We start from the raw sequence: 23,080 nt of genomic DNA, 5'->3' as shown, positions 1-23,080 counted from the left end.
AACATGAGCCTTGTCGCCGGAGTCGACTCCTCTACACAGTCGACCAAAGTCCTCCTCGTAGACGCCGAGACCGGCGAGATCGTCGACTCCGGCAGGGCCTCCCACCCCGGCGGGACCGAGTGCCCGCCCGAAGCCTGGTGGGACGCCCTCCAGGAAGCCGGGCGGGGCCTCCTCGAACGCGCCGACGCCGTGGCCGTCGCCGGGCAGCAGCACGGCATGGTCGCCCTCGACGCCGACGACCAGGTGGTCCGTCCAGCGCTGCTGTGGAACGACACCCGCTCGGCCCCCCAGGCCGAGCGGCTCACCGCCGACCACGGCGGCCCCGAAGCCTGGGCCGCCGACACCGGCCTGGTGCTCGCCGCGTCGTTCACCGCCACCAAGCTCGCCTGGCTGGCCGAGCACGAGCCCGAAAACGCGGCCAAAACCGTTTCGGTGATGCTCCCGCACGACTGGCTCACCATGAAGCTGCGCGGCGTCGCCGCCGCCGACGCCACCACCGACCGCTCCGACGCCTCGGGCACCGGCTACTGGAACCCGCGCACCGGCGCTTACATGACCGAGCGGCTCGTCCAGGCCTTCGGCCGCGAACTCGCGCTGCCGCGCGTCGCCGGGCCGACCGAGACCGTGGGCCGCACCCCGTGGGGCGCGATCGTCGCCCCCGGTACCGGCGACAACGCCGGGGCCGCACTGGGCCTGGGCCTCGGGCCCGGCGACGTGGCCGTCTCCCTCGGCACCTCCGGCACGGTCTTCGGCGTCTCCGACGTCCCCGCGAACGACCCCTCGGGGCTCGTGGCCGGGTTCGCCGACGCCACCGGCCGGTTCCTGCCGCTGGTCTGCACGCTCAACGCCGCCCGCGTCCTCGACACGTTCCGTACCCTGCTGGGAGTGGACCACGCCGAGTTCGACGCGCTCGCCCTGTCCGCCGAGCCCGGCGCCGGGGGCCTCACCCTCCTGCCGTACCTCGACGGGGAGCGCACCCCGGCCCGCCCGAACGCGACCGGGGTCCTCTCGGGGATCACCACCGGCGCGACCCGCGCCGGCCTCGCCCGCGCCGCCGTCGAGGGGATGCTCTCGGCCCAGGCCGACGGCCTCGCCGCGATGGCCGCCCAGGGGCTGGAGGCGCGCCGGGTCCTCCTCATCGGCGGCGCCGCCGCCTCCGAAGCCGTCCGCCGGATCGCCCCCACCGTGTTCGGCGTGGACGTGGAAGTCCCTCCCTCAGCCGAGTACGTGGCCCTCGGCGCCGCCAAGCAGGCGGCCTGGGCCCTGTCCGGCCGCGACGAACCGCCGCAGTGGAAGAACGGGGACACGGAGCGGCTCACCGGCACCGCCGCAGCCGTGTCCAGGCAGTACGCGACCTTGAGGAACGAAACCGCCTCCTGGGAGCAGCACCAGTAGCACCAATAGTGAACCTAGAGGTACGAGACGACCTTCGGGGAAACAGCACCAATAGTGAACCTTGAGGTACGAACCACCTCCGGGGAAGCAGCACCAATAGCAAAGGAACGATCATGACCGACAAGTACGCACCGGTGCCCGAGGACAAGTTCTCCTTCGGCATCTGGACGGTCGGCTGGGCGGCTCAGGACGTCTTCGGCTCCGCCACCCGCGCCGACATGGCCGCCGACCGGGCCGTCCGCGAGCTCGCGGAGATCGGCGCCTACGGCGTGAACTTCCACGACAATGACGTGTTCCCGTTCGACGCCACCGATGCCGAGCGCGACGCCAAGATCGGCGCGTTCAAGAAGGCCCTCGACGAGACCGGCCTCAAGGTCACCACCGCGACCACGAACCTGTTCGGCCACCCGATCTTCAAGGACGGCGGGTTCACCCACAACGACCGCGACGTGCGCCGCTTCGCGATCAGCAAGGTCATGCGCAACATCGACCTCGCCGCCGAGCTGGGCGCGGAGATCTACGTGGCGTGGGGCGGGCGCGAGGGCGCCGAGTCCGGCGGCTCCAAGGACGTGCAGTCCGCGATGGCCCGCATGAAGGAGGCGTTCGACGTCCTCGGCGACTACGTCGTCGAGCAGGGCTACGACATTCGCTTCGCCATCGAGCCCAAGCCGAACGAGCCCCGCGGGAACATCCTCCTGCCGACCCTCGGCCACGCGCTCGCGTTCATCAACGAGCTGGAGCGCCCCGAGCTCACCGGCATCAACCCCGAGATCGGGCACGAGGAGATGGCCGGGCTCGACTACGCCGCGGGCATCCGCCAGGCCCTGTGGCACGGCAAGCTCTACCACATCGACCTCAACGGCCAGACCGGTCCGCGCTACGACCAGGACCTGCGCTTCGGCGCCGGGAACGTCGGCGGGGCGTTCTGGGTCGTGGACGCCGTCGAGGAGGGCATCGCCAAGGGCCAGTACAACGGCCCCATCCACTTCGACTTCAAGCCCCCGCGCACCGAGGACGACAAGGGCGTGTGGGTCTCCGCGGCCGCGTGCATGCGCAACTACAAGATCCTCAAGGAGAAGGTCGCGGCGTTCCGCGCCGACCCCGAGGTGCAGGAGGCCCTCAAGGCCGCCCGCGTCGACCAGCTCGCCGTCCCGACCCTGGGCGAGGGCGAGACCTGGGCCGACCTGAAGTCCGTCGAGGTCGACGTCGAGGGCCTCGCCGCCAAGGGCATGGCCTTCGAGGCGCTCGACCAGCTCGCGCTTGAGCACCTGTACGGCGTGCGCTAGACAGCTTTCCGTCTCAGGACTCCTGGGACACGGAACCGGGCCCGGAGCAGCAGCTCCGGGCCCGGTTCGCAACCCCACACCCATCAGTAGGATCTGCGCCTTGCGGCGCTGTCACCCTCAGGAGGATTCGATTTCCCCTTGGCCCGAACATTACGGACGGGCCCTTCACGGTCCCGGTGAGAACCATGAGAGGTTCATTTGAACCCGCGGGACTGCTAACGCTCTACGGGACGCGTCGGCTCCGGCGGGCCCGTGAGGCCGAGGTCCTTCTGCCAGATGCCCACGCCGTGCCAGTCGCCGTGCTTGAAGCCCGCGTCGCGGACGGTCCCCAGCAGCTCGAAGCCGAACCGCTTGTGGAGCGCCTCGCTGCCCGCGTTCGGCTGCGTGATCTGGGCCATGACGCTCCGGAAGCCCTGCGCCCCGAGCCGCTCCAGCAGCTCGGCGTACAGCTTCGAGCCGATCCCCAGGCCCTGGTGCTTGGGGGACACGTACACGGTCGACTCCGCGGTCCACGCGTACGCCTGCTTCGGGCGCCACGGGCCCGCGTACGCCACCCCGGCCACGGCCCCGGCGGCCTCGGCGACCAGGTACGGGTACCGGTCCGCGCCCGCGGCGAGCTGTTCGGCCCACTCCTCGACCGGGTACGGCTCGGTCCTGAAATTGCTGCTGGTCTCGGCGATGTAGTGGTTCACGATCGCGCAGATCGCGGGGACGTCATCGGTCCGCGCGAAGCGCACGGCGACCACATCGGTGCTGCTCATGGCCGAATGATAGCCAGCCGCGCGGCTAGGGGCCCTGCTCCGTCCCGCAGTCCGGGCGCCCGTCACGCGCGCCGTTCGCCACACTGCGGTCCGTCACCGCATTGCGGCCCAACATCACGCCGGCCCGTCACCACACCGTGCTCGGCCGCCACGCCACCATCGAGGGGCGCAGCCCGCCGGTCGCCCGGAAGTCCTCCACCGCCCGCGCGAGCGAGCTGAGCGCGATGTGCGCGTCGGGCGGGAACATGCTCGCGGTGTCCATGTCGCGGTACAGGCGGATCTGCGGGGCCCAGCGCTGGTCCGAGTACGAGACCCACGCCCCCGGGCCGTAGTCCTCGCCCCCCGGGCCGTAGTACGCCAGCGCGCCCACCTCGGTCTCGCGGTCCGCGATGATCTTCAGCCCGTGGTCGGGCCGCCCGCCGGGCTCGTACCCGGGGCGGTCGCGGACGAGCGCGGTCGCGACCTGCACCAGGTCTGCGGCGACGATCGTCGCGACCGCGGCGGCCACGCCGTCGGGGTCGTACGCGAGGAGGATCTGCGTGCCGTGGTCCCTGGTCTGGAGCCTGAACTCGGCGCAGTATCCGGCGACATGCGCGCCCGCGGGGCCAGCGCTCATGGGCGGTGCTCCTTCCGAGACAGGAGAGGCGGACGTGCGGGAGTGTGAATCGTGTTGGTATTCGACTCGGATCGCCATGGCGGACACCGCACCTCAGATTGTCGGAGTTTGTGAACGACAGTACGTGCGCGGTCAGGCGGTTTGTTCGATCAGTCGGGAAGTTGACAGAAAAGCACTGATATGCCGTGACAACCTGTCCATGCAAGTAGCAGATTCCATTCAGGAGCCGCCGCCCTGCCGGTTCCCGATCGGCCGCCCGGACCGGCTTCCCGTCCGCTGTCTCCTGAAGGCAAAATGATCGCTATGAGAGTGGAGCTGCTGGGACCGGTGCGGATCACCGGCGACGACGGCGCCGAGATCCCCGTCCCGGCCGGGCGGCAGCGCGCCCTGCTGGCCCGGCTCGCCCTCGACCCCGGCCGCCACGTCACCGCCGACGCCCTCATCGCCGCGCTCTGGCCCGACGAGGAGCCCGCGAACGCCGCAGGGGCCCTCCACACCCAGCTCTCGCGCCTGCGCCGGGTCCTCGGCGACCGCGTCGTCCACGGCCCCGGCGGCTACCGCCTCACCCGCGTCGACACCGATGTCGAGGAATTCGACCGCATTGCGGCCCAGGTGGAAGCGGCCTCCAGAGAGGACTCCCCGAGCACCGTCAGGGAACTCGCGGACGCCGCACTCGCGCTGTGGCGCGGCCCCGCGCTCGCCGACCTCGAACGGCGCGGGTTCGCCGGCGCCGCGGTCGTGCGCCTCGACGTGCGCCGCGAAGCCGTCGCGGCCCTGCGCATCGAGGCCCGCCTGCGGCTCGACGGCGCCGACGCCGTCCTCGCCGACCTCGCCGCCCGCCACGCCGCCGACCCCCTCGGCGAACCCGACGCCGCCCGCTACATGCGGGCCCTCGCCGCCTCGGGCCGCCGCGCCGAGGCCCTCGCCGTGTACGACCAGGTCCGCGCCAAGCTCGCCGACGACCTCGGCGTCGATCCCTCCCCGGTCCTCGGCGAAGCCCACCTCGACGTGCTGCGCGGCATCGAACCGGTCGTCCCCGAGTCGCGCCCCAACCGCCTCCCGCAGCCGCTCACCGCGTGCATCGGCCGGGAAGCCGAGCTCGCCGAGCTGCCCGCGCTCCTCGAACGCCACCGCCTCGTCACCCTCACCGGACCCGGCGGCACCGGCAAGACCCGCCTCGCCGTCGAGTCCGCGCACCGGCTCGCCGCCTCCGGGCGGACCGTCCGCATGGTCGAGCTCGCGCCGGTGACCGACCCCGGGAAGCTCCCCGAAGTGGTCCTCGACGCCCTCGGCCTCACCGAGTCCGTGACCGCCCGCCGCAGCGACGACCCCGCGACCCGCCTGGTCGAGGCGCTCTGGGGCCGCGAACTGGTCCTCGTCGCCGACAACTGCGAGCACGTCGTGGAGGCCGCCGCCGGGCTCATCGCGCACCTGCTCGCCCGCGTCCCCGCGCTCCGCGTCATCGCCACCAGCCGCGAGGCCCTCGGCATCACCGGGGAGACCGTCGTCGGCGTCGGCCCCCTCCCGCTGCCCGCGCGCGACGCGCCCCTGGACGAGGTCCGCGCCCACGACGCGGTGCGCCTGTTCGCGGAGCGCGCCCGCCAGAGCGACCCCGGCTTCACCGTGGACGCGGCCAACGCCGCCGCCGTCGTGGACGTCTGCACCGCCCTCGACGGCCTCCCCCTCGCCATCGAGCTCGCCGCGGCCCGCTTGCGCGCCTTGAGCATCGACGACCTCGCCGCCCGCATCGGCGACCGCTTCGGGCTCCTCGCCCGCGGCCCCCGCACCGCCGAGCCCCGCCAGCGGACCCTCCGTGCCGTGGTCGACTGGAGCTGGGACCTCCTGGAGCCGCGCGAGCGGGACGTCCTCGCCCGCATGTCGGTCTTCAACGGCTCCGCCGACCTCGACGCCGCCTGCGCCGTCTGCTCGGCCGACGCCGACGACATCGCCGGACTCGTGGAGAAGTCCCTCGTGCAGCGCCTCCCCGGCGGCCGGTACCGGCTCCTGGAGACCGTCCGCGAGTACGCCGCCGCGCGCCTCTCCGAAGCGGGCGAGACCGCCGGGCGGTACGAGCGCCACGCCGCCCACTTCGCCGACCTCGCCGCGGAGGCCGAACCCCACCTGATGCGCGCCGAGCAGGTCGAGTGGCTCGACCGCCTCGCCCTCGACCACGGCAACTTCACCGCCGCGATCCGCCGCATGATCGCCGCCGGGAACGCCCCCGCCGCGTACCGCGCCGTCACGCCCCTGTCCTGGTACTGGTGGATGCGCGGCCACCGCCGCGAAGGCCAGGAGCTCGCCATGCAGGTGCGGGCCATGCCCGGGGAGGTGGAACCGCTGCGCCGCGCCGAGGTGGTCCTCGCGGGCACCTGGGGCCTGTGGTCCGGCTGGCTCGACCCCGCCGAGGTCGAAGCGGATTTCGCGGCGGCCCAAGCGCTCTGCGAGGAGCACGACCTCTACGCCGCCGACCCGCTGCTGCTCATGATCCCGCTCATCCGGGCGCTCCTGGCGAACGACGAGGACGGCCTGCGCGCGATCCTCGCCGCGCTCGACCCCGAGCGCGACGCGTGGGTCCGCGGGATCGGCCTGCTGTTCGCGTCCGAGTACTCCGAGCGCGCCTCCGGGCCCGGGGCCGCGCTGGCGGACCTGGCGGAGGCGAACCGGATCTTCACGAAGCTGGGGGAGCGGTTCGGGCTCATCATCACGCTCCAGGGCCTCGCGGCCGGGCGGATGGCCGCCGACGACTACGAGGGGGCCCGCGCGCTGCTGATCCGGGCGCTCACCGCCGAGGCGGAGTTCGGGGCGGACCTCGCGGACTCGGTGATCGTGGAGTACCTGTGGCGCCTGGACGCCCGGCACGGGGCCGAGCCCGCCGCGGTCCTGGAGAAGATGCGGGAGCTGGCCGCGCGCGCCGAGCGGGTGGGGAACACCGAGAACGTCATCGCCGCCCGCACCTCGGCCGCGATCTGCCTGCACCGCTTGGGAAGGCTCGAAGAGGCCCGCGAGGAGCTCCTGTCGGCCGAGGCGGACCTGCCCCAGTTCCTGGACTTCTCGGAGGTCGCGGTGCACCTGTACCGCGAGCTCGCGAGGGTCGCGCACGACAGCGGCGACCCGGACCTCCAGGCCCGGGCCGCCGCCATGCTCCACGGCTCGAACTGGCCGTTCAGCTCGTGAGCTTCTTCCTGTAGGCCCGCAGGGACAGCGGCACGAACACCGCGAGGATCAGCGCGCACCAGCCGAGCAGCGCGAGGGCCTCGCCGCCGGGCGCCTCGCCCGCCAGCAGCGCCCGCATCGTGTCGGCGAGCGCGGTGAGCGGGTTGACCCGCGCCCACCACTGGACCGGCCCGGGGAGCGTCTCGATCTCCACGAACATCGTGGACGTGTACGCCAGCGGCATGAGCAGGCTGACCATCCACGTCTGGATCTGCTCCTCGGACTTCGCGGTGAGCCCGACCAGGGCCATCGACCACGAGGACGCGAAGAGGAACAGCATCACCGCGGCGGCGGCCCCGGCGACGCCGAGCACGCCGCCGTCGGCCCGGTAGCCGATCGCGAAGGCGACGCCGCCGACGATGAGGAGCGCCCACAGGTGCTTGATCATGTCGGCCGCGACGCGCCCGGCCAGCAGCGCGAACCGCGACACGGGCATGGCGGTGAGCCGGTCGAACACGCCGGTCTTGATGTCGGCGAACAGGCCCAGCCCGGTGGAGACGATCGCGAAGAACAGGCCCATGGCGATGAGCGTCGGCCCCGCGTAGTCGAGGAACGCCTGCCAGGTGCCCATCATTTGCCCGCCCATGAAGAACGTGATGGACAGCAGGATCATCATCGGGATCATCAGGTAGTCCACGAGCTGCGCGGGCTGGTGCCTGATCGAGGCGAGGGACCGGGCCGTCATCGACGCGGCCTGCGCGAGCGGGCCGCGCGTCGTGGTCCACGTGGTCGTGGTGGTCATGCCGCCACCTCCTCCTTCTTCTCGGTGCCGTGGCCCGTCAGGGTCAGGAACACCTCGTCCAACGTGGGCTCGTGGAGCCCGAACGCGGCCAGGTCGGTCCCGGCCTGCACGACCCGGGCCATGACCGCGGTGGCCTCGCCCGGGTGCGCGACGGGGACGGCGACCTCGTCGCCCTCGACGCGCGGGGCCGCCCCGACGGACCAGTTCGCGAGCTCCGCGAGCTGCCCCAGCGCGTCGGGCCGGGCCGGGCGCATCCGCAGCACCAGGCCGCCGACGGCCTGCTTGAGCTGCGAGGGCGTCCCGGAGGCGATGACGCGGCCGGTGTCGATCACGGCGATCGAGTCGGCGAGCTGGTCGGCCTCTTCGAGGTACTGCGTGGTCAGCAGGACCGTGGTCCCCTCGGCGACGAGCTCGCGCACGACCTCCCACAGGCCGGTGCGGCTGTTGGGGTCGAGCCCGGTGGTCGGCTCGTCGAGGACGAGCACGTCGGGGCGGCGCACGATCGACGCGGCCAGGTCGAGCCGCCGCCGCATGCCGCCGGAGTAGCCGCCCGCGGCCCGGTCGGCGGCGTGCGCGAGGTCGAACCGCTCGATGAGCTCGTGGGCGCGGGTCTTCGCCTGCGACCGGGACGCGCCGAGGAGCCGGGCGATGAGGACGAGGTTCTGCGCGCCGGAGAGCCCGGCGTCGATCCCCGCGTACTGGCCGGTGAGGCCGAGGCGTTCGCGGACCTTCGGGGCGTCGCGCACGACGTCCAGGCCCAGGACCCGGGCGGCGCCCGCGTCGGGGACGGACAGGGTCGACAGGACCCGCACGGCCGTGGTCTTCCCGGCCCCGTTGGGGCCGAGGAGCCCCAGGACCGTGCCGGGGGCCGCGCCGAGGTCGACGCCGTCGAGGGCGCGGACCTCGCCGAAGGACTTCACCAGCCCCCGGACTTCGATCGCGTACTTCATGAGAGGCGCCTTTCTGGTGTTCGGTGGGTGTGGGACCAGCTTGGCGCCCTTGCCTTTCACGGGCCTTTCACACGGCTGTCACGGCACGCGAAAGGGCCGCCCCGCGGTGCGGGACGGCCCTTCCTGGTGCGGGGTTCAGCCCTTGATGGCGCCGGTGATGATCGCCTTCGTGAAGTGCTTCTGGATGAACGGGTACATGATGACGATCGGGAGGATCGTGCAGACCACGACGGCCATCTTCAGCGCGGCGTCGGGCGCGGCGTCCGCGGCCTGGTACTGGCCGACGTCGGCGCCCGGGATGCCCTGCGTGGACATGAGCATCCGCTGGAGGACCACCTGGATCGGCTGGGTCTGGAGGCCCGGCGTGTAGAGCACCGCCTGGAAGTAGATGTTCCAGTAGCCGACCGCGTAGAACAGCGCGACGACCGCGAGGATCGCCTTCGACATGGGGAGGACCACCCGGAAGAGGATGCGGAACTCGCCCGCGCCGTCCATCTTCGCGGCGTCGATGAGCTCGCCCGGGACGCTGTTCATGAAGAACGCCCGCAGCACGATCAGGTTGAACGCGTTGAGCGCCGTCGGCAGGATCAGCGACCAGTAGGTGTCGAGCAGGCCGAGCTGCTTCACCACCAGGTAGCTGGGGTACATGCCGGGGCCGAACAGGAACGTGAACAGCACCAGCATGAGCAGCGGCCGGTGCAGCACCGACCCGGGCCGCGACAGCCCGTAGGCCGCGCCGATGGTGAGCACCATGGAGATCGCGGTGCCGCCGACCGTCAGGAGGATCGTCACCAGCAGCGACTTGGTGAGCGCGCCGCCGCCGAGGATCTCCTGGTACGCCTGGGTGCTCAGCTCGGTCGGGAGCAGCAGCAGGTTGCCGCCGGCCTCCTGGAGCGCCTTCTCACTGGCGAGGCTGGTCGCCACGACCGCCCAGATCGGCAGCACGATCGCGGCGGCGTAGCAGACGAGGAACGCGGCCTTGACGAACTTCCCGAGCGCGGACGGCTCCTCGTCCCACGCGGCGCGGTTGCTCTTGCGGCGCGGCTTGGCGCGGACAGCAGCGGTGGTCATGACTTCTGGTAGATCCCTTGCTCTCCGAGGCGGTGGGCGACGTTGTTCGCGACGAGGATCAGGATCAGCCCGATCACGCCCTTGAACAGGCCCGCGGCCGTGCCGAACGAGTACTGCGCGGTCTGGATGGCGCGGTAGTAGACGAAGGTGTCGAGCACCTCGGTGGTCTGGTAGCCGACGGCCTCCCGCTGGAGCTGGTACTGCTCGAAGCCGACCGAGAGGATGTTGCCGATGTGGAGGATCAGCAGGAGCACGATCACCGGCCGGATGCCCGGGAGGGTGATGTGCCACATCCGCTTCCAGCGCCCGGCCCCGTCGACCGCGGCGGCCTCGTACAGGCTCGGGTTGATCGAGGCGAGCGCCGCCAGGAAGATGATCATGCCCCAGCCGGCGTCCTTCCAGGCCCATTGGAGCCAGGCCAGGAACGTGAACGAGCTCGGATCGGACATGATGTCGAGCCGGTCCCCGCCGAAGCCCAGCAGCCAGTTGCTGACCAGGCCGTCGGCCCCGAGGACCTGCACGAAGATCGTGACGACCAGGACCCACGAGAAGAAGTACGGCAGGTACACGATCGACTGGAACACGCTGCGGGCCTTGGTGGAGACCACGCTGTGCATGATGAGCGCCAGGGCGATCGACAGCGGGAACAGGAACAGCAGGTTCAGCGCCGAGAACTTCAGCGTGTTCAGCAGCGCGGGAACGAAGTACGGGTCGGAGAACAGGCGCCCGAACCAGGCGAAGCCCACGAACGGGTTCTCCCAGAACGGCCGGTACGGGCTGTAGTCCATGAACGCGATGACGTTCCAGGACGAGGGCCAGTAGAAGAACACCGCGAGCTGCCCGATCGCGGGGAGCGTCATCAGCAGGAGCGGCCAGTCGTGGCGGAGGCGCTGCCGGAGGGGCCGCTTGCGTGCGGCGCGCCGGGGTGCCGCGGGCCCGGCCTTGGCCCGGGGCGCTGAGGTCTGGAGTGCTGCCATCGCTTGTGAGAGTCCAGTCGGTGAGTGCGCGAGTGGGAACGGGGCGGCGGCCGGGCGGGGGAGCGCCCCCGCCCGGCCGGGAGCCTATTCGCCCTGCGCCTGCTTGTACGCGGTGGTGAACAGCTCGCGGGCGGCCTCGCCGCCGGAGCCCAGGAACGTCTCCACCATGTCGGGGATCGACGACAGCTCGGCGCGCCCGTAGGCGATGTCGTTCTGCTGGTCGATGAGCGTCTGGGCGGCCGTCTTGTACTCCGACGGCCCCTCGACGCGCAGGCCCTTCCAGATGTTCTCCTCGGCGAAGTCCTTCACCGAGGCGTTGTACTCGAAGCGCCGCTGGACCAGGTCCGGGTCGCCGGTGAGGAAGGTCTGGACCTGGCCCGACATCTCCTTGAAGTTGACGGGCGCCTGGACGATGTCGATGCCCGCCTGGGTCCGCACCGGGAAGCCGTCGTCGCCGTAGGTGAAGTGGGTGCCCTCGACGCCGTACTGGAGCAGCTCGTTCTCCGTGGTGCCGTAAGGCGCGGAGCAGAAGTTCATGACGTCGAGCAGCTCCTTCACCTGGTCCTCGGAGAGGTCCTTGTTGAAGAAGGTCCAGCCGCCGACGGAGGTGCTCACGTACCGGATCGGCTCGCGGCCGCTGAAGCCGATCGCGCCGATCGGGTCGATCTGGCCCGTCGCGGTGCCGCCGAGGACCTGGTTGGTGTAGTCCGACCACCAGGAGATGCCGTCCTGCGACATGAGGACCGTGCCCGCGACGTGCAGCGCGTGCCCGTCGAGCGTCCCGGTCGGGGTGTCGGGGTGGATGAGGCCCTCGTCCCAGCAGGTGCGGCGGAACTGGAGCCACTCGGTGTACTCGGGGCGCTCGCAGTTGTGGACGAGCTTGCCGTCGATGTAGGCCCAGCCGGGGCTCGACGCGAGGCCGAACCACTCGGGGGTCACGTAGTCCTGGGCCAGGAAGGCCCACTTGCCGTTGGCGCCGTCGGTCCAGGCGCGGGCGACCTCCAGGACCTCCTCGACCGTGGTCGGCATGGCGAGGTTCGCGGCCTCCAGCAGGTCGGTGCGCACGAACATGGCGTTGCCGGGGCCGCCGTAGAAGCTCTGGGGGATGCCGAAGACGCGGGCGGTCTCGGGGTCGGCAGGGTCGGTGGACCACACCGACTGGCCCCACGAGAGGGTCGGCTCGCCCGCGAGGAGCGGCCAGCGGTCGGCGATGTCGCCCTTGACGACGTCGGTCAGGTCGTAGAAGGTGTTGACCACCGTCTCCTGGAAGTTCGGGTGCGAGTCGGTCATCCAGCCGAAGATGTTGATGGCGTCGCCGAACTCGTTGGCCTGGAGCCACTGCACCGAGGTCTGCGCGAACGTGTTGCCGTCCGCGTGGCGCAGGGTGATCTTGGTGCCGCCCCACGCCTCCTGGAGCGCCGCGTAGTACGGGTCGTCCGCGGTCGGCGGGGTGCCCCACATCGGGACGGTGATCTCGTACTCGCCCGCGCCCTCGGCGGTCTCGACGCCGTCCACAGGCGAGGGGTACGAGGTGAAGCCCGAGGGGTGGTTCGGCGGCTCGCCGACGAGGTCGGGCTCGACCGGGAGCGCGTACTCCTTGTAGGTCGGAAGGAAGTCGAAGCCTTCGGTCACCTGCGAGGTGCCGCCGCCCGACTCGATGTCGCTGCACGCGGCGATGACGGGCAGGCCCGCGATCCCGGCGGCGCCGATGCCGGCCGCCTTGAACAGGGACCGGCGTCGGAAGATCGACCCGTCTGAGGGAGTAGCCACGTTGCTGTCCTTTCGGTCTGTCTGATCTTGTGAGGGGGTAAGCCGGTAATTAGTTCGGCTATTCGATAAACTAAAGTAGCGCACGGTGGCAGGCCCCACAAGCGGGGGGTCAGGCGAATCGGGCGCGGATTGATCACGATTCGGGAACGGGCCTTGTAGTTGAACGTGCACATAGACCACTGTCAGGGACTGCCCGACGACCGCTTGTCGCCATCCACGACAATGCCCAACGACAGTGCTTCCAACGACACCGGCTTCGGCGACGATGGGCCACGAGCTCGCAACAGGAGGACAACATGGCGATGCGGATAGCGGCGAAGTCCGCCGGTCCGGGCGATGCCGAAGAGGAGCCCGGCCGTGCCGGCGGACGGCTCGCGAGCGTCGCCGAAAAGGCCAAGCGGGCCGACTTCACCGACGTGCGCGCCAACAACCTCGGCTTCGTCCTCCGCCAGGTCCGGGCCGAGGGCCGGTGCTCCCGCGCCGACCTCGCCGCCAAGACCGGCCTGAACAAGGCCACGGTCTCCTCGCTCGTCGCCGAGCTCATCGAGCGCCGCGTCCTGCGCGAGTCCGGCTCGGTCATCGGCAACATCGGCCGCCCCGCGGTCCTGCTGTCGGTCGACACCGGCTACTACGCCTCGCTCGGCGTCGAGGTGAACGTCGACTACATGACCCTCGTGGCCGTGGACCTCGCCGGGAACCGCCTCCTGTCCTGGCGCCGCGCCCACGACGGCGCCGGCGCCACCCCCGGCAAGTCGGTCTCGGCGCTGGCGGGCCTCGCCAAGCGCGCGGTGGACCGCATGGACGCCGAGGGCCGCCAGATCCTCGGGCTGGCCGTGGCCGTCCCCGGCATGATCGACAACGACGGCGTCGTGCAGCGCGCCCCGATGCTCGGCTGGGCCGACTTCGACCTGACCGGCCGCCTGCGCCAGGCGATGCGCGACCCGAAGTACGCGGTCACCGCCGACAACGACGCGAACCTGGGCGCGGTCGCGGAGCAGCGCTTCGGGTCCTGGGCCGGGGTGTCCAACATGATCTACCTGACCGGTGAGATCGGACTGGGCGCCGGCCTCATCGTGGACGGCGAGCTGCGCAGGGGCGCTTCGGGTTTCGCGGGCGAGATCGGCAACCTCCTCATCGAGGTGGACGGCCGGATCGGCCGCGTCGAGGACGTCGCGGGCATCCGCGCGGTCCTCGGCGAGCTCTCCGAGTCCGACGACATCGCCGGGACCGAGGTGGAGGCGGAGGTCGAGGACATCGTCACCCGCGCCCGCGCCGGCGAGCCGCGCGTCATCGAGACCCTCGACCGCATCGGCCGGTCCCTCGGCGCGGGCATCGCCCTCGCCGTGGACCTGCTCAACCCCGAGGCCGTCGTCCTCGGCGGCCACTACCAGGCGCTGAGCCCGTGGATCGGCCCCGCCGCCGAAACCGAGCTCGCGGCCCGCACCCACGCCTCGGGCGCGGGCGGGGCCGAGATCGTCGTCTCGGCCCTCGGGCACGAGGCCCCGGCCCTCGGCGCGGCCACCGGCATCCTGAACGACATCGACGCCGGGCTCATGCCCACCCCGCTCGGCCGCTGATCGTAGATCCTATAGGAAATAGGATCTACGATCCGGCCCGGCCGGTTGTTTCGGAACTGTTACCCAGACCGTTTCCGCAGGTAGACCCTGACGGAAACGGACGAGAACCGCCATACGCGCACGCTGGAGCGCCCCGTCCGCCTTGACCGGCGGGCGGGCCGGGGTGTAGAAATCTTGCATTCCTCAATCGAAGCGCTTCGACAAGCTTCTTCAATGAAACATCCGCGACCGGGTGCGACCGCCTGGCCGTCGAAGCGCTTCGATGACGCAAGACACAGCCAGCGACAGCGACGTCCAAGCAAGGAAGACCCTCATGACCGACCCGCGTCCCGTTTACCGCGACCCCGAGCGCTCCCGCGAGGAGCGCGTCGGCGACCTCCTCGCCCGGCTGACCCTCGACGAGAAGATCGGCCTCCTGCACCAGTACCACCGGCCGGTCGAACGGCTCGGCATGGGCCCCTTCAAGACCGGGACCGAGGCCCTCCACGGGCTCGCGTGGCTCGGCGAGGCCACCGTCTTCCCGCAGGTCGTCGCCCTCGGCGCCACCTGGAACCCGGAGCTGGTCGAAAAGGTCGGCGCCGCCGTCGCCGACGAGGTCCTGGCCTTCAACCACGAGGACCCCGTCAAGGTCGGCCGCAACGTCTGGGCCCCCACCGTCAACCCCCTGCGCGACCCCCGCTGGGGCCGCAACGAGGAGGGCTACTCCGAGGACGCCTGGATGACCGGCGTCATGGGCGGCGCCTACGCGCGCGGCCTCAAGGGCGACAACGGCGCCGTGTGGAAGACCGCGCCCACCGTCAAGCACTTCCTCGCGTACGGCAACGAGGCCGACCGCTGCACCACCTCCTCGAACATGCCGCCGCGCGTCCTGCGCGAGTACGAGTTCGCCGCACACCGCCCGGCACTGGCGAGCGGCGACGCGGTCGCGGTCATGCTCTCCTACAACCTCGTCAACGGCCGCCCCGCGCACGTGACGCCCCTGGTGAACACCGAGCTGCGCACCTGGACGACCGACGAGGTCTTCATCGTCTCGGACGCCTACGCGCCCAACAACCTCGCACAGCTCCAGGGCTACTTCGAGGACCTCCCCACCGCGTACGCCGCCGCCGTCAAGGCCGGCCTCGACTCCTTCACCCAGGACGACGACCGCCCCGAAGGCGTCCTCGCCCACCTCGTCACCGCCCTCGACCGCGGCCTGCTCGACGAGTCCGACATCGACACCGCCGTGCGCCGCAACCTGTTCGTGCGCTTCGGCCTCGGCGAGTTCGACCCCGAGGACCCGTACACGCACATCGGCCGCGAAGCGGTGAACTCCCCCGAGCACCAGGCGCTCGCGCGCGAGGCCGCCGCCCAGTCGCTCACGCTGCTCAAGAACGACGGCGTCCTGCCGCTCGCCTCCCCGAAGAAGATCGCCGTCATCGGCCCGCTCGCCGACGTCCAGATGCAGGACTGGTACTCCGGCACCCTCCCGTACGCCGTCACCGCCCGCCAGGCCCTCTCGAAGCGCGCCGAGGTCGTCCACAGCGAGGGCGTGGACCGCATCCGCCTGCGCTACAACAAGGGCTACGTCACCGTCTCCGCCGACGGCGCGGAGCTGACGATCACCGAGTCCCTCGGCGCGGCCGCCCAGTTCGACGTCTTCGACTGGGGCGGCTGGTCCTACACGTTCCGCTCCGTGTCCACCGGCAAGTACCTGGACGGCCGCCTCGACGGGACCGTCGGCGCCGACTCGCCCGGCCCCCACGAGTTCGACGTCCACGAGACCTTCCGCTTCATCGACGTCGAGGGAGGCAAGGTCGCGATCAAGCACCTGCACCGGCCCGACGGGGCCGAGGACGGCAAGTGGCTCGGCGTCGCGGACGACCGGCTCACCCTGGTGGACGGCCAGTCCGAGGCCGCCGCGTTCGATATCGACAACGTGGTCCGGGCGCACGACGCCGCTGCCGACCTCGCCCGCGACGCCGACGTCGCCGTGGTCGTCCTCGGCGACCACCCGCTCGTCAACGGCCGCGAGACCGAGGACCGCCGCGACCTCAACCTCCCGAACCACCAGGAGTGGCTCCTGCGCCGGGTCGTCGAGGCCAACCCGAATACGATCCTTGTCATGTCCTCCTCCTACCCCTACGCCGCGAACTGGGCCGCCAAGCACGTGCCCGCCGTCGTGTGGTCGGGCCACGGGGGGCAGGAGTGGGGCGGCGCGCTCGCCGACGTGCTCTTCGGCGACCGCGACGCCGAGGGCCGCCTGCCGCAGACCTGGTACACCGACGCCGCCGAGCTGCCCGTGATGCTCGACTACGACATCGTGGCCTCGGACGCGACCTACCTGTACTACCTCGGCCAGCCGCTCTACCCGTTCGGCCACGGCCTGTCCTATGCGGACTTCACGTACGCGGACCTGAAGACGGACAAGGACCACGCGGGCTCAGGCGACAAGCTGAAGGTCACCGTAGACGTCACCAACGCTTCCGGGCGCGACGGCGTCGAAGTGGTCCAGCTCTACTCGCACCAGTGCGGCTCCCGCGTCAAGCAGCCGCTGCGCCAGCTCCGCGGCTTCCAGAAGGTGCGCCTGGCCGCGGGCGAGACCCGCACCGTCGAGTTCACCGTGGCCGTGGACGACCTCGCCCACTGGGACAACACGACCGGCCGCATGATCGTCGAGAAGAGCCGCCAGCGCCTCATGGTCGGGCGCTCCGCCACGAACATCGTCCTGTCCGCGTCGGTGCGCATCGACGGCGAGACCGCGGGCCCCCGCGACCTCGCCAAACCGCTCTCGGCCGCCTCGAACGACGCCTACGCGGGCGTGCTGTGGCGCGACGAGACCCGCGCCTCCGGCGACGTCATCGCCGCCGAGGAGGCGGGCGGCTGGATCATGCTGGGGGACTGCGACTTCGCGCCCGGGTACACCACCGTGACCGCGCGCGTCGCGGGGCACGCCTCGCAACTGCAACTGCGCGTGGACGACCCGCTCGACGGGGACGTGCTCGCGAAGATCGACACGCCCACGACCGGCGGCGTCTACGACTACACCGACGTGACGGTGGAGTTCACCGGCGCCGAAGGGGTCAAGGACCTGTACGTGACGTTCGAGTCCGGCCCGGTCCGCCTCGCGTCCCTGCAATTCGGAACGGAGTCCTAGTGGCCGGCCCTGGCCGCGGCGTCACCATCGCCGACGTGGCCGCCCGCGCCGGGGTCGCCGCCTCCACAGTGTCCTATGTGATCTCGGGGAAGCGGTCGATCTCGCCGGAGACCGCCGACCGCGTGATGCAGGCCGTCGCCGACCTCGGCTACCACCCGCACGCGGGGGCGCGCTCGCTCGCCTCCCGGCGGGCCGGGGTCGTCGCCATGATGCTCCCGCTGCGCGACGGCATGCACCTGCCCGTGCTCATGCAGTTCGCCTCCGGCGCGGTCACCGAGGCCCGCCGCCACGACCAGGACGTGCTGCTCATGACCGCCGACGAGGGCCCCGCGGGCCTGGCCCGCGTGGCCGCCTCGGCGATCGTGGACGGCCTCATCCTCATGGACGTGGAGGTCCGCGACCCGCGCGTGGAGACCCTGCGCCGCCTGGGACTCCCCAGCGTCCTCATCGGATTCCCCGCCGACGCCGAGGGCCTCACCTGCGTGGACCTCGACTTCACCGCCGCGGGCCGCGTCTGCGCCGACTACCTCAGCGACCGCGGGTGCGGCACCATCGCGCTCCTCGGGGCCTCCGAGGCGGTCTACGCCCGCCGCACCGGCTTCGCCGAGCGCGTCCGCGAGGGCTTCCTCGGCCGCTCCGGCCCCGCGCTCGTGCAGCCGTGCCCCGACGACCCGGTCTCGGTGCAGCGCACCGTCAAGGAACTCCTCGCGTCCCACCCGGACCTCACCGGCCTGGCCGTCCACAACGAGCCCGCCGTCGGGCACGTCATGCACGCGCTGGCCGACGCCGGGAAGCGCGTGGGGGAGGACTTCCACGTGGTCGTCATCGGCCCCGACGAGGTCGCCGAGCGGGTCCACCCGCAGCTCCCGTCGGTGCTCGTCCCCGCCGAGACCCTCGCCGAGACCGCGGTGCGCCACCTCATGCGCAAGCTCGACGGCTTCGACGTCCCGGACTCGACGCTCGTGGAGCCGCAGCTCACCATCCGCTGAGGGGCGCAACGCAGCACGCAGCACGCTGAACGCAGAGCGGCGGCCCGGGGAGGGAGGTCCCCGGCCCTCCGTCTTCCTATCAAGGAGAGTGCGGTCTGCGTGCGGCTAGCCGACGTCGAGCCCCTGCTCCTGGAGCCAGGCCAGGGAGTCGACCTTCTCGTCGTCGATGAGCACCTCGAAGTGCAGGTGCGGGCCGGTCGAGTTGCCGGTGGTGCCCGCCAGGATCAGCGCGTCGCCCTTGCCGACCTCGTCGCCCACGTTCACGAGCACCTCGGAGGCGTGCGCGTAGCGGGTCTGGACCCCGTTCCCGTGGTCCACGTAGACCACGTTGCCGTAGCCGCCGGCCTCGTAGCCGACGTACGTGACGGTCCCGGCGCCCACGGAGACGATCTCGTCGCCCTCGTTGTTGCCGAAGTCGGTGCCGCCGTGCAGGGAGCCGTTGCGCATCCCGAAGTACGACGTGATCGACGCGGTGGACGGGAGCGTCCACGGGTTCGCCGCGGCCTCGGCCTCGGCGGCCGCCTGGGCCTCCGCTTCCGCCTTCGCCTGCGCCTCCGCCTCGGCCGCCGCGGCGGCCTCGGCCTCGGCGGCGGCCTTCGCGTCCGCCTCGGCCTGCGCCTGCGCCTGGGCCTCGGCCTGCTCGGCGGCGTAGTCCGCGGCCATGCCGGCCAGGACGTCGTCCACCTTCCAGTCGGCCTGGACCACGGTGGCCTCCATGTCGACCTCGGCGTCGGCGGCCTGCGCGGCCGCCTGACCCGAGAGGGCCGACACCACCCAGCCGGTGACGATCGCCGCCGCCAGGCCCCCGGACACGAAACGCCAGGTGTGACGTTCGCGACGGATGCGGCGGCGCCGGATCACGGCGCGGAGTCGGCGGCTGGTCAATTCGTGTCCTGCGTTCTCGCAGGTGTCATCGTGCTTGCCCATAAGACCGGGAAACCTACCGGATCCAATCCGGACAAACCCGGCTCGACCAGCGAAACTACGCCCGAACTGGTCCCCTTGCGGGCCAGGTCGGCACCCGGGGGCGGCCGCGCCTCCTCCGAAAGGAGGAGGCCCGTCACGGAACGTGAACGGCCACTCGCAAAAGGTGTCTTCGGTTATATCGGTAGAGCCGTGACCCACGACTCCGCCTAAACTTGGTAGGCCTGCGGCCATTCGGCCCGAATTTCTGCTGAGGAGTGCCCCATGATCACCGCCACCGGTCTTGAGCTGCGCGCCGGATCGCGCATCCTCGTGTCCGGGGCCGATCTGCGGGTCCAGCCCGGCGACAGGATCGGACTCGTGGGGCGCAACGGCGCCGGCAAGACCACCACCATGAACGTCCTCGCGGGCCTCACCCAGCCCTACACCGGCAAGATCGACAACAACGGCCCCTTCGGGTACCTCCCGCAGGACCCCCGCTTCGCCGACCTCACCCAGACCGCGAGCAACCGCGTCCTCTCCGCCCGCGGCCTCGACCAGCTCCTCGCCGACCTCGCCAAGACCGAGGTCGAACTCGCCGAGGTCGCCGACGACGCCCAGCGCGACAAGCTCGTGCGCCGCTACTCCCGCCTCGAAGAGCAGTTCTCCGCCCGCGGCGGCTACCAGGCCGAGTCCGAGGCCGCCCGCATCTGCTCCAAGCTCGGCCTCGAAGACCGCATCCTCGCCCAGCCCCTGGAGACCCTCTCCGGCGGCCAGCGCCGCCGCGTCGAGCTCGCCCGCATCCTCTTCTCCGACGACGGCGACGGCATCCTCCTCCTCGACGAGCCCACCAACCACCTCGACGCCGACTCCATCAGCTGGCTCCGCGGCTTCCTCGCCGGGCACAAGGGCGGCCTCGTCCTCATCACCCACGACGTGGAACTCCTCGACGAGGTCGTCAACACCGTGTGGTTCCTCGACCCCACCCGCTCGGTCATCGACCAGTACAACCTCGGCTGGAAGGCCTACCAGCGCCAAAGGGCCGAGGACGCCGAGCGCCGCCGCCGCGAGAGGGCCAACGCCGAGAAGAAGGCCGACGCCCTCACCCGCCAGGCCGCCAAGCTCGGCGCCAAGGCCACCAAGGCCAAGGCCGCCAAGGGCATGCTCCGCCGCGCCGAGGCCATGATCGACGGCCTCGAAGAGGACCTGCTCCAGGAGAAGGTCGCCGACGTGCGCCTCCCGCAGCCCGCCCCCTGCGGCAAGGTCCCGCTCACCGCCTCCGGCCTCTCCAAGTCCTACGGCTCCCTGGAGATCTTCACCGGCGTCGACCTCGCCATCGACCGCGGCTCCCGCGTCGTCATCCTCGGCCTCAACGGCGCCGGCAAGACCACGCTCCTGCGGATGCTCGCCGGGACCCTCGAACCCGACACCGGCGAGGTCGAGCCCGGCTACGGCCTGCGCATCGGCTATTTCGCGCAGGAGCACGACACGCTCGACCACACCGGCACCGTCCTGGAGCAGATGCAGTCCGCGGCCTCCGACTCCGGCGCCGACCTGCCCGACTCGGAGCTGCGCAAGATACTCGGCGCGTTCCTGTTCCCCGGCGACGACGTCCACAAGCCCGTGCACGTCCTCTCCGGCGGCGAGAAGACCCGCCTGGCGCTGGCGAGCCTGGTCTGCTCGGGCGCGAACGTGCTGCTGCTGGACGAGCCCACGAACAACCTGGACCCGGCGAGCCGCCAGCAGGTGCTCGACGCGGTCGACGGCTTCTCCGGCGCGATCGTCATGGTCACCCACGACCCGGGCGCGGTCGAGGCCCTGCGCCCGGAGCGGGCGATCCTGCTGCCCGACGGCGACGAGGACCTGTGGTCCGACGACCTGATGGAGCTCGTCGAGCTCGCCTGATCCGAGCCGGGTTCGCGGGAGCTCCCGCTCCCGGGGGACAACCGGCCCTGCCGGACCCGTTCTTGTCATACCCGGCAGGGAGGATCGGCGCTATCTTCCCCGGGGTGGGTGGGGGCTAGGGATGGTAGTCGGCCCGGGCCCCGCGCAGCCCGAGGCCGTGCTCAGCCCGAGGCCGTGCTCAGCCCGAATACATGAGCACGATCGCGGCGCACGCGCCCGCGGCCGCGCTGATGAGCGGGGCGCGCACCGAGTGCGTCCGGTCGGCCCGCGCGGTCGCGGCGACGATGAGCCACGGGCACAGGGCGATCCAGCCGTACTCGGGGTGCTCGGGGTTCGAGCCGCTGAGCGGGGCGATCATGAGCGCCAGGAGCGGGCCGATCATGAGCGGCCACGCCGAGCTCGACCCGAAGCGGCGCAGGCTCTCCACGAACGCCGGGCCGCACGCGACGGCCACGAGCGCGGGCATGAGCGCCACCCACCACAGCTGCCCCGGGTGCGCGGCGATCTCGCCGATGGCCGCGTTGTAGGTGTCCACCAGGCCGTACGGCCACGAGGACCCGGTCATGGCGGCGAGGGCGAGGACCGCGAGGGCCGCGCCCGCCGAGACGAGGATCTGCCCGGGGCGGCGGCGCGCGAAGTACAGGCACATCAGCGACACCGCGAACCACGCGGCGCCGTACGACAGGAGCGCGGCGATCCCGAGGAGGCCGCCCGCGGCGGCCGCGCCCCAGAACGCGTCCCAGCCCTTGACGTGCCGCTCGGAGGCGACGGCCCCGGCCGCGAGGACCGCGGCGCACGCGGCGGCGGCGATCCCGTCGACGCCGAGCGTCGCCCAGGCCGCCCACGGCCCGAGGATCAGGACCGGCGCGAGCGCGCGGGCCGCGACGGGACCGGACACGGACTTGACCGCGACGAGCACCAGCGGCACCGACAGGCACGACAGGGCGATGACCGTGATGGCAAGGCCCGCTTCGGAACCGGTGTACGAGACGAGGAGCGCGACGGCGCCACGCGCGCCGTCGGTGGCCGTGGACATCGTCGTGGGGTCCACATTGGTGTGCAGCGCGGCCGACCACGCGATGGAGGCCAGATAGGACAGCACCAGCAGCGTGTGCCACGACATCCGCACCGCCGCAGGGCGGCTCGCGACCCCGAGCACGGCCGCGGCCGCCAGGGGCGCCACCACCATGCCGGGCGTGACCCGCAGCGACAGGCTCTGGGCCGGCCACCACGGGAGCGTCCGCGGACCGACCACTTCGGTCGTCGAGACCGCCACCGACGCCATGGTGAGCACGACCGCGGTGAGGCACAGCCAGATCCCGAGGTCGCGCAGGCGCGAATGGCGCCGCGCCGGGGCGAGGGCGTCGACCCGGTCGGTGAAAGAGGTCTGCGGTGCGGTCACCTCACGAAACTATCGGGTATCCGACAGAAACGTCCGCCGGGCGACAGAACTCCGGCAAACTTCACAACACACCTTCATCACCCTCCGTATCCGGGAAAGGACTCATGACCCCCGAATCCGTTCCTCCCCCCGAAGGCGCCCCCGCTGAGCCGGGAGCGGCGAAGACCGATCCGAACCGGCAGGTCCGCGGCGACGAGCGCCGCGAGCTCACCGACCGCGTCACCGCGGCCTACGAGCAGGGCCGGAGCATCAGGGACATCGCTTCAACGATAGGCCGATCGTACGGTTTCACGCACCGTCTGCTGGCCGAAGCGGGCATCGACTTCCGCACCCGCGGCGGCGCCCGCAAGGGCTCCGGGAAATAACCGGGGCCCTCCCGGTTGTTGC

17 protein-coding genes are annotated in these 23,080 nt (G+C 71.6%); 8 read left to right on the top strand and 9 right to left on the bottom strand.

The features are described from left to right. Positions 1 to 3 precede the first annotated feature (3 nt). Entirely contained in the window at positions 4 to 1,395 is a 1,392-nt protein-coding gene (gene xylB, locus ACFFXY_RS18095; protein WP_382353593.1) for a xylulokinase, read from the top strand. Positions 1,396 to 1,508: 113 nt separating this feature from the next. Beyond that, entirely contained in the window at positions 1,509 to 2,681 is a 1,173-nt protein-coding gene (gene xylA / locus ACFFXY_RS18090; protein ID WP_382353590.1) for a xylose isomerase, read from the top strand. 215 nt (positions 2,682 to 2,896) lie between these two features. Here xylA and ACFFXY_RS18085 read toward each other — a convergent pair whose 3' ends face one another. Together ACFFXY_RS18085 and ACFFXY_RS18080 are read right to left on the bottom strand one after the other, a co-directional pair. After that, the gene (locus tag ACFFXY_RS18085; RefSeq protein WP_382353587.1) at positions 2,897 to 3,442 is read right to left on the bottom strand and encodes a GNAT family N-acetyltransferase; all 546 of its coding nucleotides are present in this window, start codon (positions 3,440 to 3,442) and stop codon (positions 2,897 to 2,899) included. Between the two features lie 127 nt (positions 3,443 to 3,569). Next, entirely contained in the window at positions 3,570 to 4,058 is a 489-nt protein-coding gene (locus tag ACFFXY_RS18080; protein ID WP_181245783.1) for an Imm1 family immunity protein, read from the bottom strand. A 303-nt stretch (positions 4,059 to 4,361) separates the two neighbouring features. Between ACFFXY_RS18080 and ACFFXY_RS18075 the strand changes: the two genes are divergently transcribed. After that, a complete protein-coding gene (locus tag ACFFXY_RS18075; RefSeq protein ID WP_382353583.1) occupies positions 4,362 to 7,232 on the top strand; it encodes an AfsR/SARP family transcriptional regulator in 2,871 nt (956 codons plus the stop codon). Here ACFFXY_RS18075 and ACFFXY_RS18070 read toward each other — a convergent pair. The 5 genes from ACFFXY_RS18070 to ACFFXY_RS18050 form a co-directional block, all read right to left on the bottom strand. Then, positions 7,222 to 8,013: an ABC transporter permease gene (locus ACFFXY_RS18070; protein WP_382353580.1), complete on the bottom strand. Its 792-nt coding sequence runs from the start codon at positions 8,011 to 8,013 to the stop codon at positions 7,222 to 7,224. The genes ACFFXY_RS18075 and ACFFXY_RS18070 overlap by 11 nt on opposite strands. Further along, a complete protein-coding gene (locus ACFFXY_RS18065; RefSeq protein WP_382353577.1) occupies positions 8,010 to 8,963 on the bottom strand; it encodes an ATP-binding cassette domain-containing protein in 954 nt (317 codons plus the stop codon). Before ACFFXY_RS18065 ends, ACFFXY_RS18070 begins: the two co-directional genes overlap by 4 nt. Positions 8,964 to 9,098: 135 nt before the next feature. Beyond that, positions 9,099 to 10,034 (bottom strand): carbohydrate ABC transporter permease, encoded by a 936-nt coding sequence (locus tag ACFFXY_RS18060; protein WP_382353574.1) that lies wholly within the window; start codon positions 10,032 to 10,034, stop codon positions 9,099 to 9,101. Next, entirely contained in the window at positions 10,031 to 11,011 is a 981-nt protein-coding gene (locus ACFFXY_RS18055) for an ABC transporter permease (RefSeq protein ID WP_382353571.1), read from the bottom strand. The genes ACFFXY_RS18060 and ACFFXY_RS18055 overlap by 4 nt, the downstream gene beginning before the upstream one ends. Before the next feature lie 84 nt (positions 11,012 to 11,095). Next, positions 11,096 to 12,781 (bottom strand): type 2 periplasmic-binding domain-containing protein, encoded by a 1,686-nt coding sequence (locus ACFFXY_RS18050; protein ID WP_382353568.1) that lies wholly within the window; start codon positions 12,779 to 12,781, stop codon positions 11,096 to 11,098. Between the two features lie 296 nt (positions 12,782 to 13,077). Between ACFFXY_RS18050 and ACFFXY_RS18045 the strand changes: the two genes are divergently transcribed. The 3 genes from ACFFXY_RS18045 to ACFFXY_RS18035 all read left to right on the top strand — a co-directional run bounded on the left by ACFFXY_RS18045 (position 13,078) and on the right by ACFFXY_RS18035 (position 18,483). Continuing rightward, positions 13,078 to 14,358, top strand: a complete 1,281-nt coding sequence (locus ACFFXY_RS18045; protein ID WP_382353566.1) for an ROK family transcriptional regulator — start codon at positions 13,078 to 13,080, stop codon at positions 14,356 to 14,358. Between the two features lie 313 nt (positions 14,359 to 14,671). After that, the gene (locus ACFFXY_RS18040) at positions 14,672 to 17,494 is read left to right on the top strand and encodes a glycoside hydrolase family 3 C-terminal domain-containing protein (protein WP_382353563.1); all 2,823 of its coding nucleotides are present in this window, start codon (positions 14,672 to 14,674) and stop codon (positions 17,492 to 17,494) included. Next, a complete protein-coding gene (locus ACFFXY_RS18035; RefSeq protein ID WP_382353560.1) occupies positions 17,494 to 18,483 on the top strand; it encodes a LacI family DNA-binding transcriptional regulator in 990 nt (329 codons plus the stop codon). The genes ACFFXY_RS18040 and ACFFXY_RS18035 overlap by 1 nt, the downstream gene beginning before the upstream one ends. A gap of 105 nt (positions 18,484 to 18,588) precedes the next feature. On the opposite strand, the gene ACFFXY_RS18030 is transcribed toward ACFFXY_RS18035, so the two are convergent. Then, positions 18,589 to 19,368, bottom strand: a complete 780-nt coding sequence (locus ACFFXY_RS18030) for a M23 family metallopeptidase (RefSeq protein WP_382353557.1) — start codon at positions 19,366 to 19,368, stop codon at positions 18,589 to 18,591. 303 nt (positions 19,369 to 19,671) lie between these two features. On the opposite strand from ACFFXY_RS18030, the gene ACFFXY_RS18025 reads away from it, so the two are divergent. Then, positions 19,672 to 21,291, top strand: a complete 1,620-nt coding sequence (locus tag ACFFXY_RS18025) for an ABC-F family ATP-binding cassette domain-containing protein (protein ID WP_382353554.1) — start codon at positions 19,672 to 19,674, stop codon at positions 21,289 to 21,291. Positions 21,292 to 21,469: 178 nt separating this feature from the next. On the opposite strand, the gene ACFFXY_RS18020 is transcribed toward ACFFXY_RS18025, so the two are convergent. Next, entirely contained in the window at positions 21,470 to 22,693 is a 1,224-nt protein-coding gene (locus ACFFXY_RS18020) for a hypothetical protein (RefSeq protein WP_382353551.1), read from the bottom strand. Between the two features lie 104 nt (positions 22,694 to 22,797). Between ACFFXY_RS18020 and ACFFXY_RS18015 the strand changes: the two genes are divergently transcribed. Then, the gene (locus tag ACFFXY_RS18015; protein WP_382353548.1) at positions 22,798 to 23,058 is read left to right on the top strand and encodes a helix-turn-helix domain-containing protein; all 261 of its coding nucleotides are present in this window, start codon (positions 22,798 to 22,800) and stop codon (positions 23,056 to 23,058) included. Positions 23,059 to 23,080 lie beyond the last annotated feature (22 nt).

The organism is Glycomyces mayteni, assembly GCF_042428885.1.
GTDB classification, from domain to species: domain Bacteria; phylum Actinomycetota; class Actinomycetes; order Mycobacteriales; family Micromonosporaceae; genus Glycomyces; species Glycomyces mayteni.
Note: the sequence above shows the minus strand (reverse complement) of the source record. Positions and strands in the feature narration are given on the sequence as shown.

Excerpts from the sequence above, each read along its gene's own strand:
- ACFFXY_RS18025 (WP_382353554.1), top strand. The coding sequence starts at position 19,672 with ATGATCACCGCCACCGGTCTTGAGCTGCGCGCCGGATCGCGCATCCTC.
- ACFFXY_RS18065 (WP_382353577.1), bottom strand. The coding sequence starts at position 8,963 with ATGAAGTACGCGATCGAAGTCCGGGGGCTGGTGAAGTCCTTCGGCGAG.
- xylB (WP_382353593.1), top strand. The coding sequence starts at position 4 with ATGAGCCTTGTCGCCGGAGTCGACTCCTCTACACAGTCGACCAAAGTC.
- ACFFXY_RS18055 (WP_382353571.1), bottom strand. The coding sequence starts at position 11,011 with ATGGCAGCACTCCAGACCTCAGCGCCCCGGGCCAAGGCCGGGCCCGCG.
- ACFFXY_RS18015 (WP_382353548.1), top strand. The coding sequence starts at position 22,798 with ATGACCCCCGAATCCGTTCCTCCCCCCGAAGGCGCCCCCGCTGAGCCG.
- ACFFXY_RS18040 (WP_382353563.1), top strand. The coding sequence starts at position 14,672 with ATGACCGACCCGCGTCCCGTTTACCGCGACCCCGAGCGCTCCCGCGAG.
- ACFFXY_RS18070 (WP_382353580.1), bottom strand. The coding sequence starts at position 8,013 with ATGACCACCACGACCACGTGGACCACGACGCGCGGCCCGCTCGCGCAG.
- ACFFXY_RS18080 (WP_181245783.1), bottom strand. The coding sequence starts at position 4,058 with ATGAGCGCTGGCCCCGCGGGCGCGCATGTCGCCGGATACTGCGCCGAG.
- ACFFXY_RS18060 (WP_382353574.1), bottom strand. The coding sequence starts at position 10,034 with ATGACCACCGCTGCTGTCCGCGCCAAGCCGCGCCGCAAGAGCAACCGC.
- ACFFXY_RS18075 (WP_382353583.1), top strand. The coding sequence starts at position 4,362 with ATGAGAGTGGAGCTGCTGGGACCGGTGCGGATCACCGGCGACGACGGC.
- ACFFXY_RS18045 (WP_382353566.1), top strand. The coding sequence starts at position 13,078 with ATGGCGATGCGGATAGCGGCGAAGTCCGCCGGTCCGGGCGATGCCGAA.
- xylA (WP_382353590.1), top strand. The coding sequence starts at position 1,509 with ATGACCGACAAGTACGCACCGGTGCCCGAGGACAAGTTCTCCTTCGGC.
- ACFFXY_RS18085 (WP_382353587.1), bottom strand. The coding sequence starts at position 3,442 with ATGAGCAGCACCGATGTGGTCGCCGTGCGCTTCGCGCGGACCGATGAC.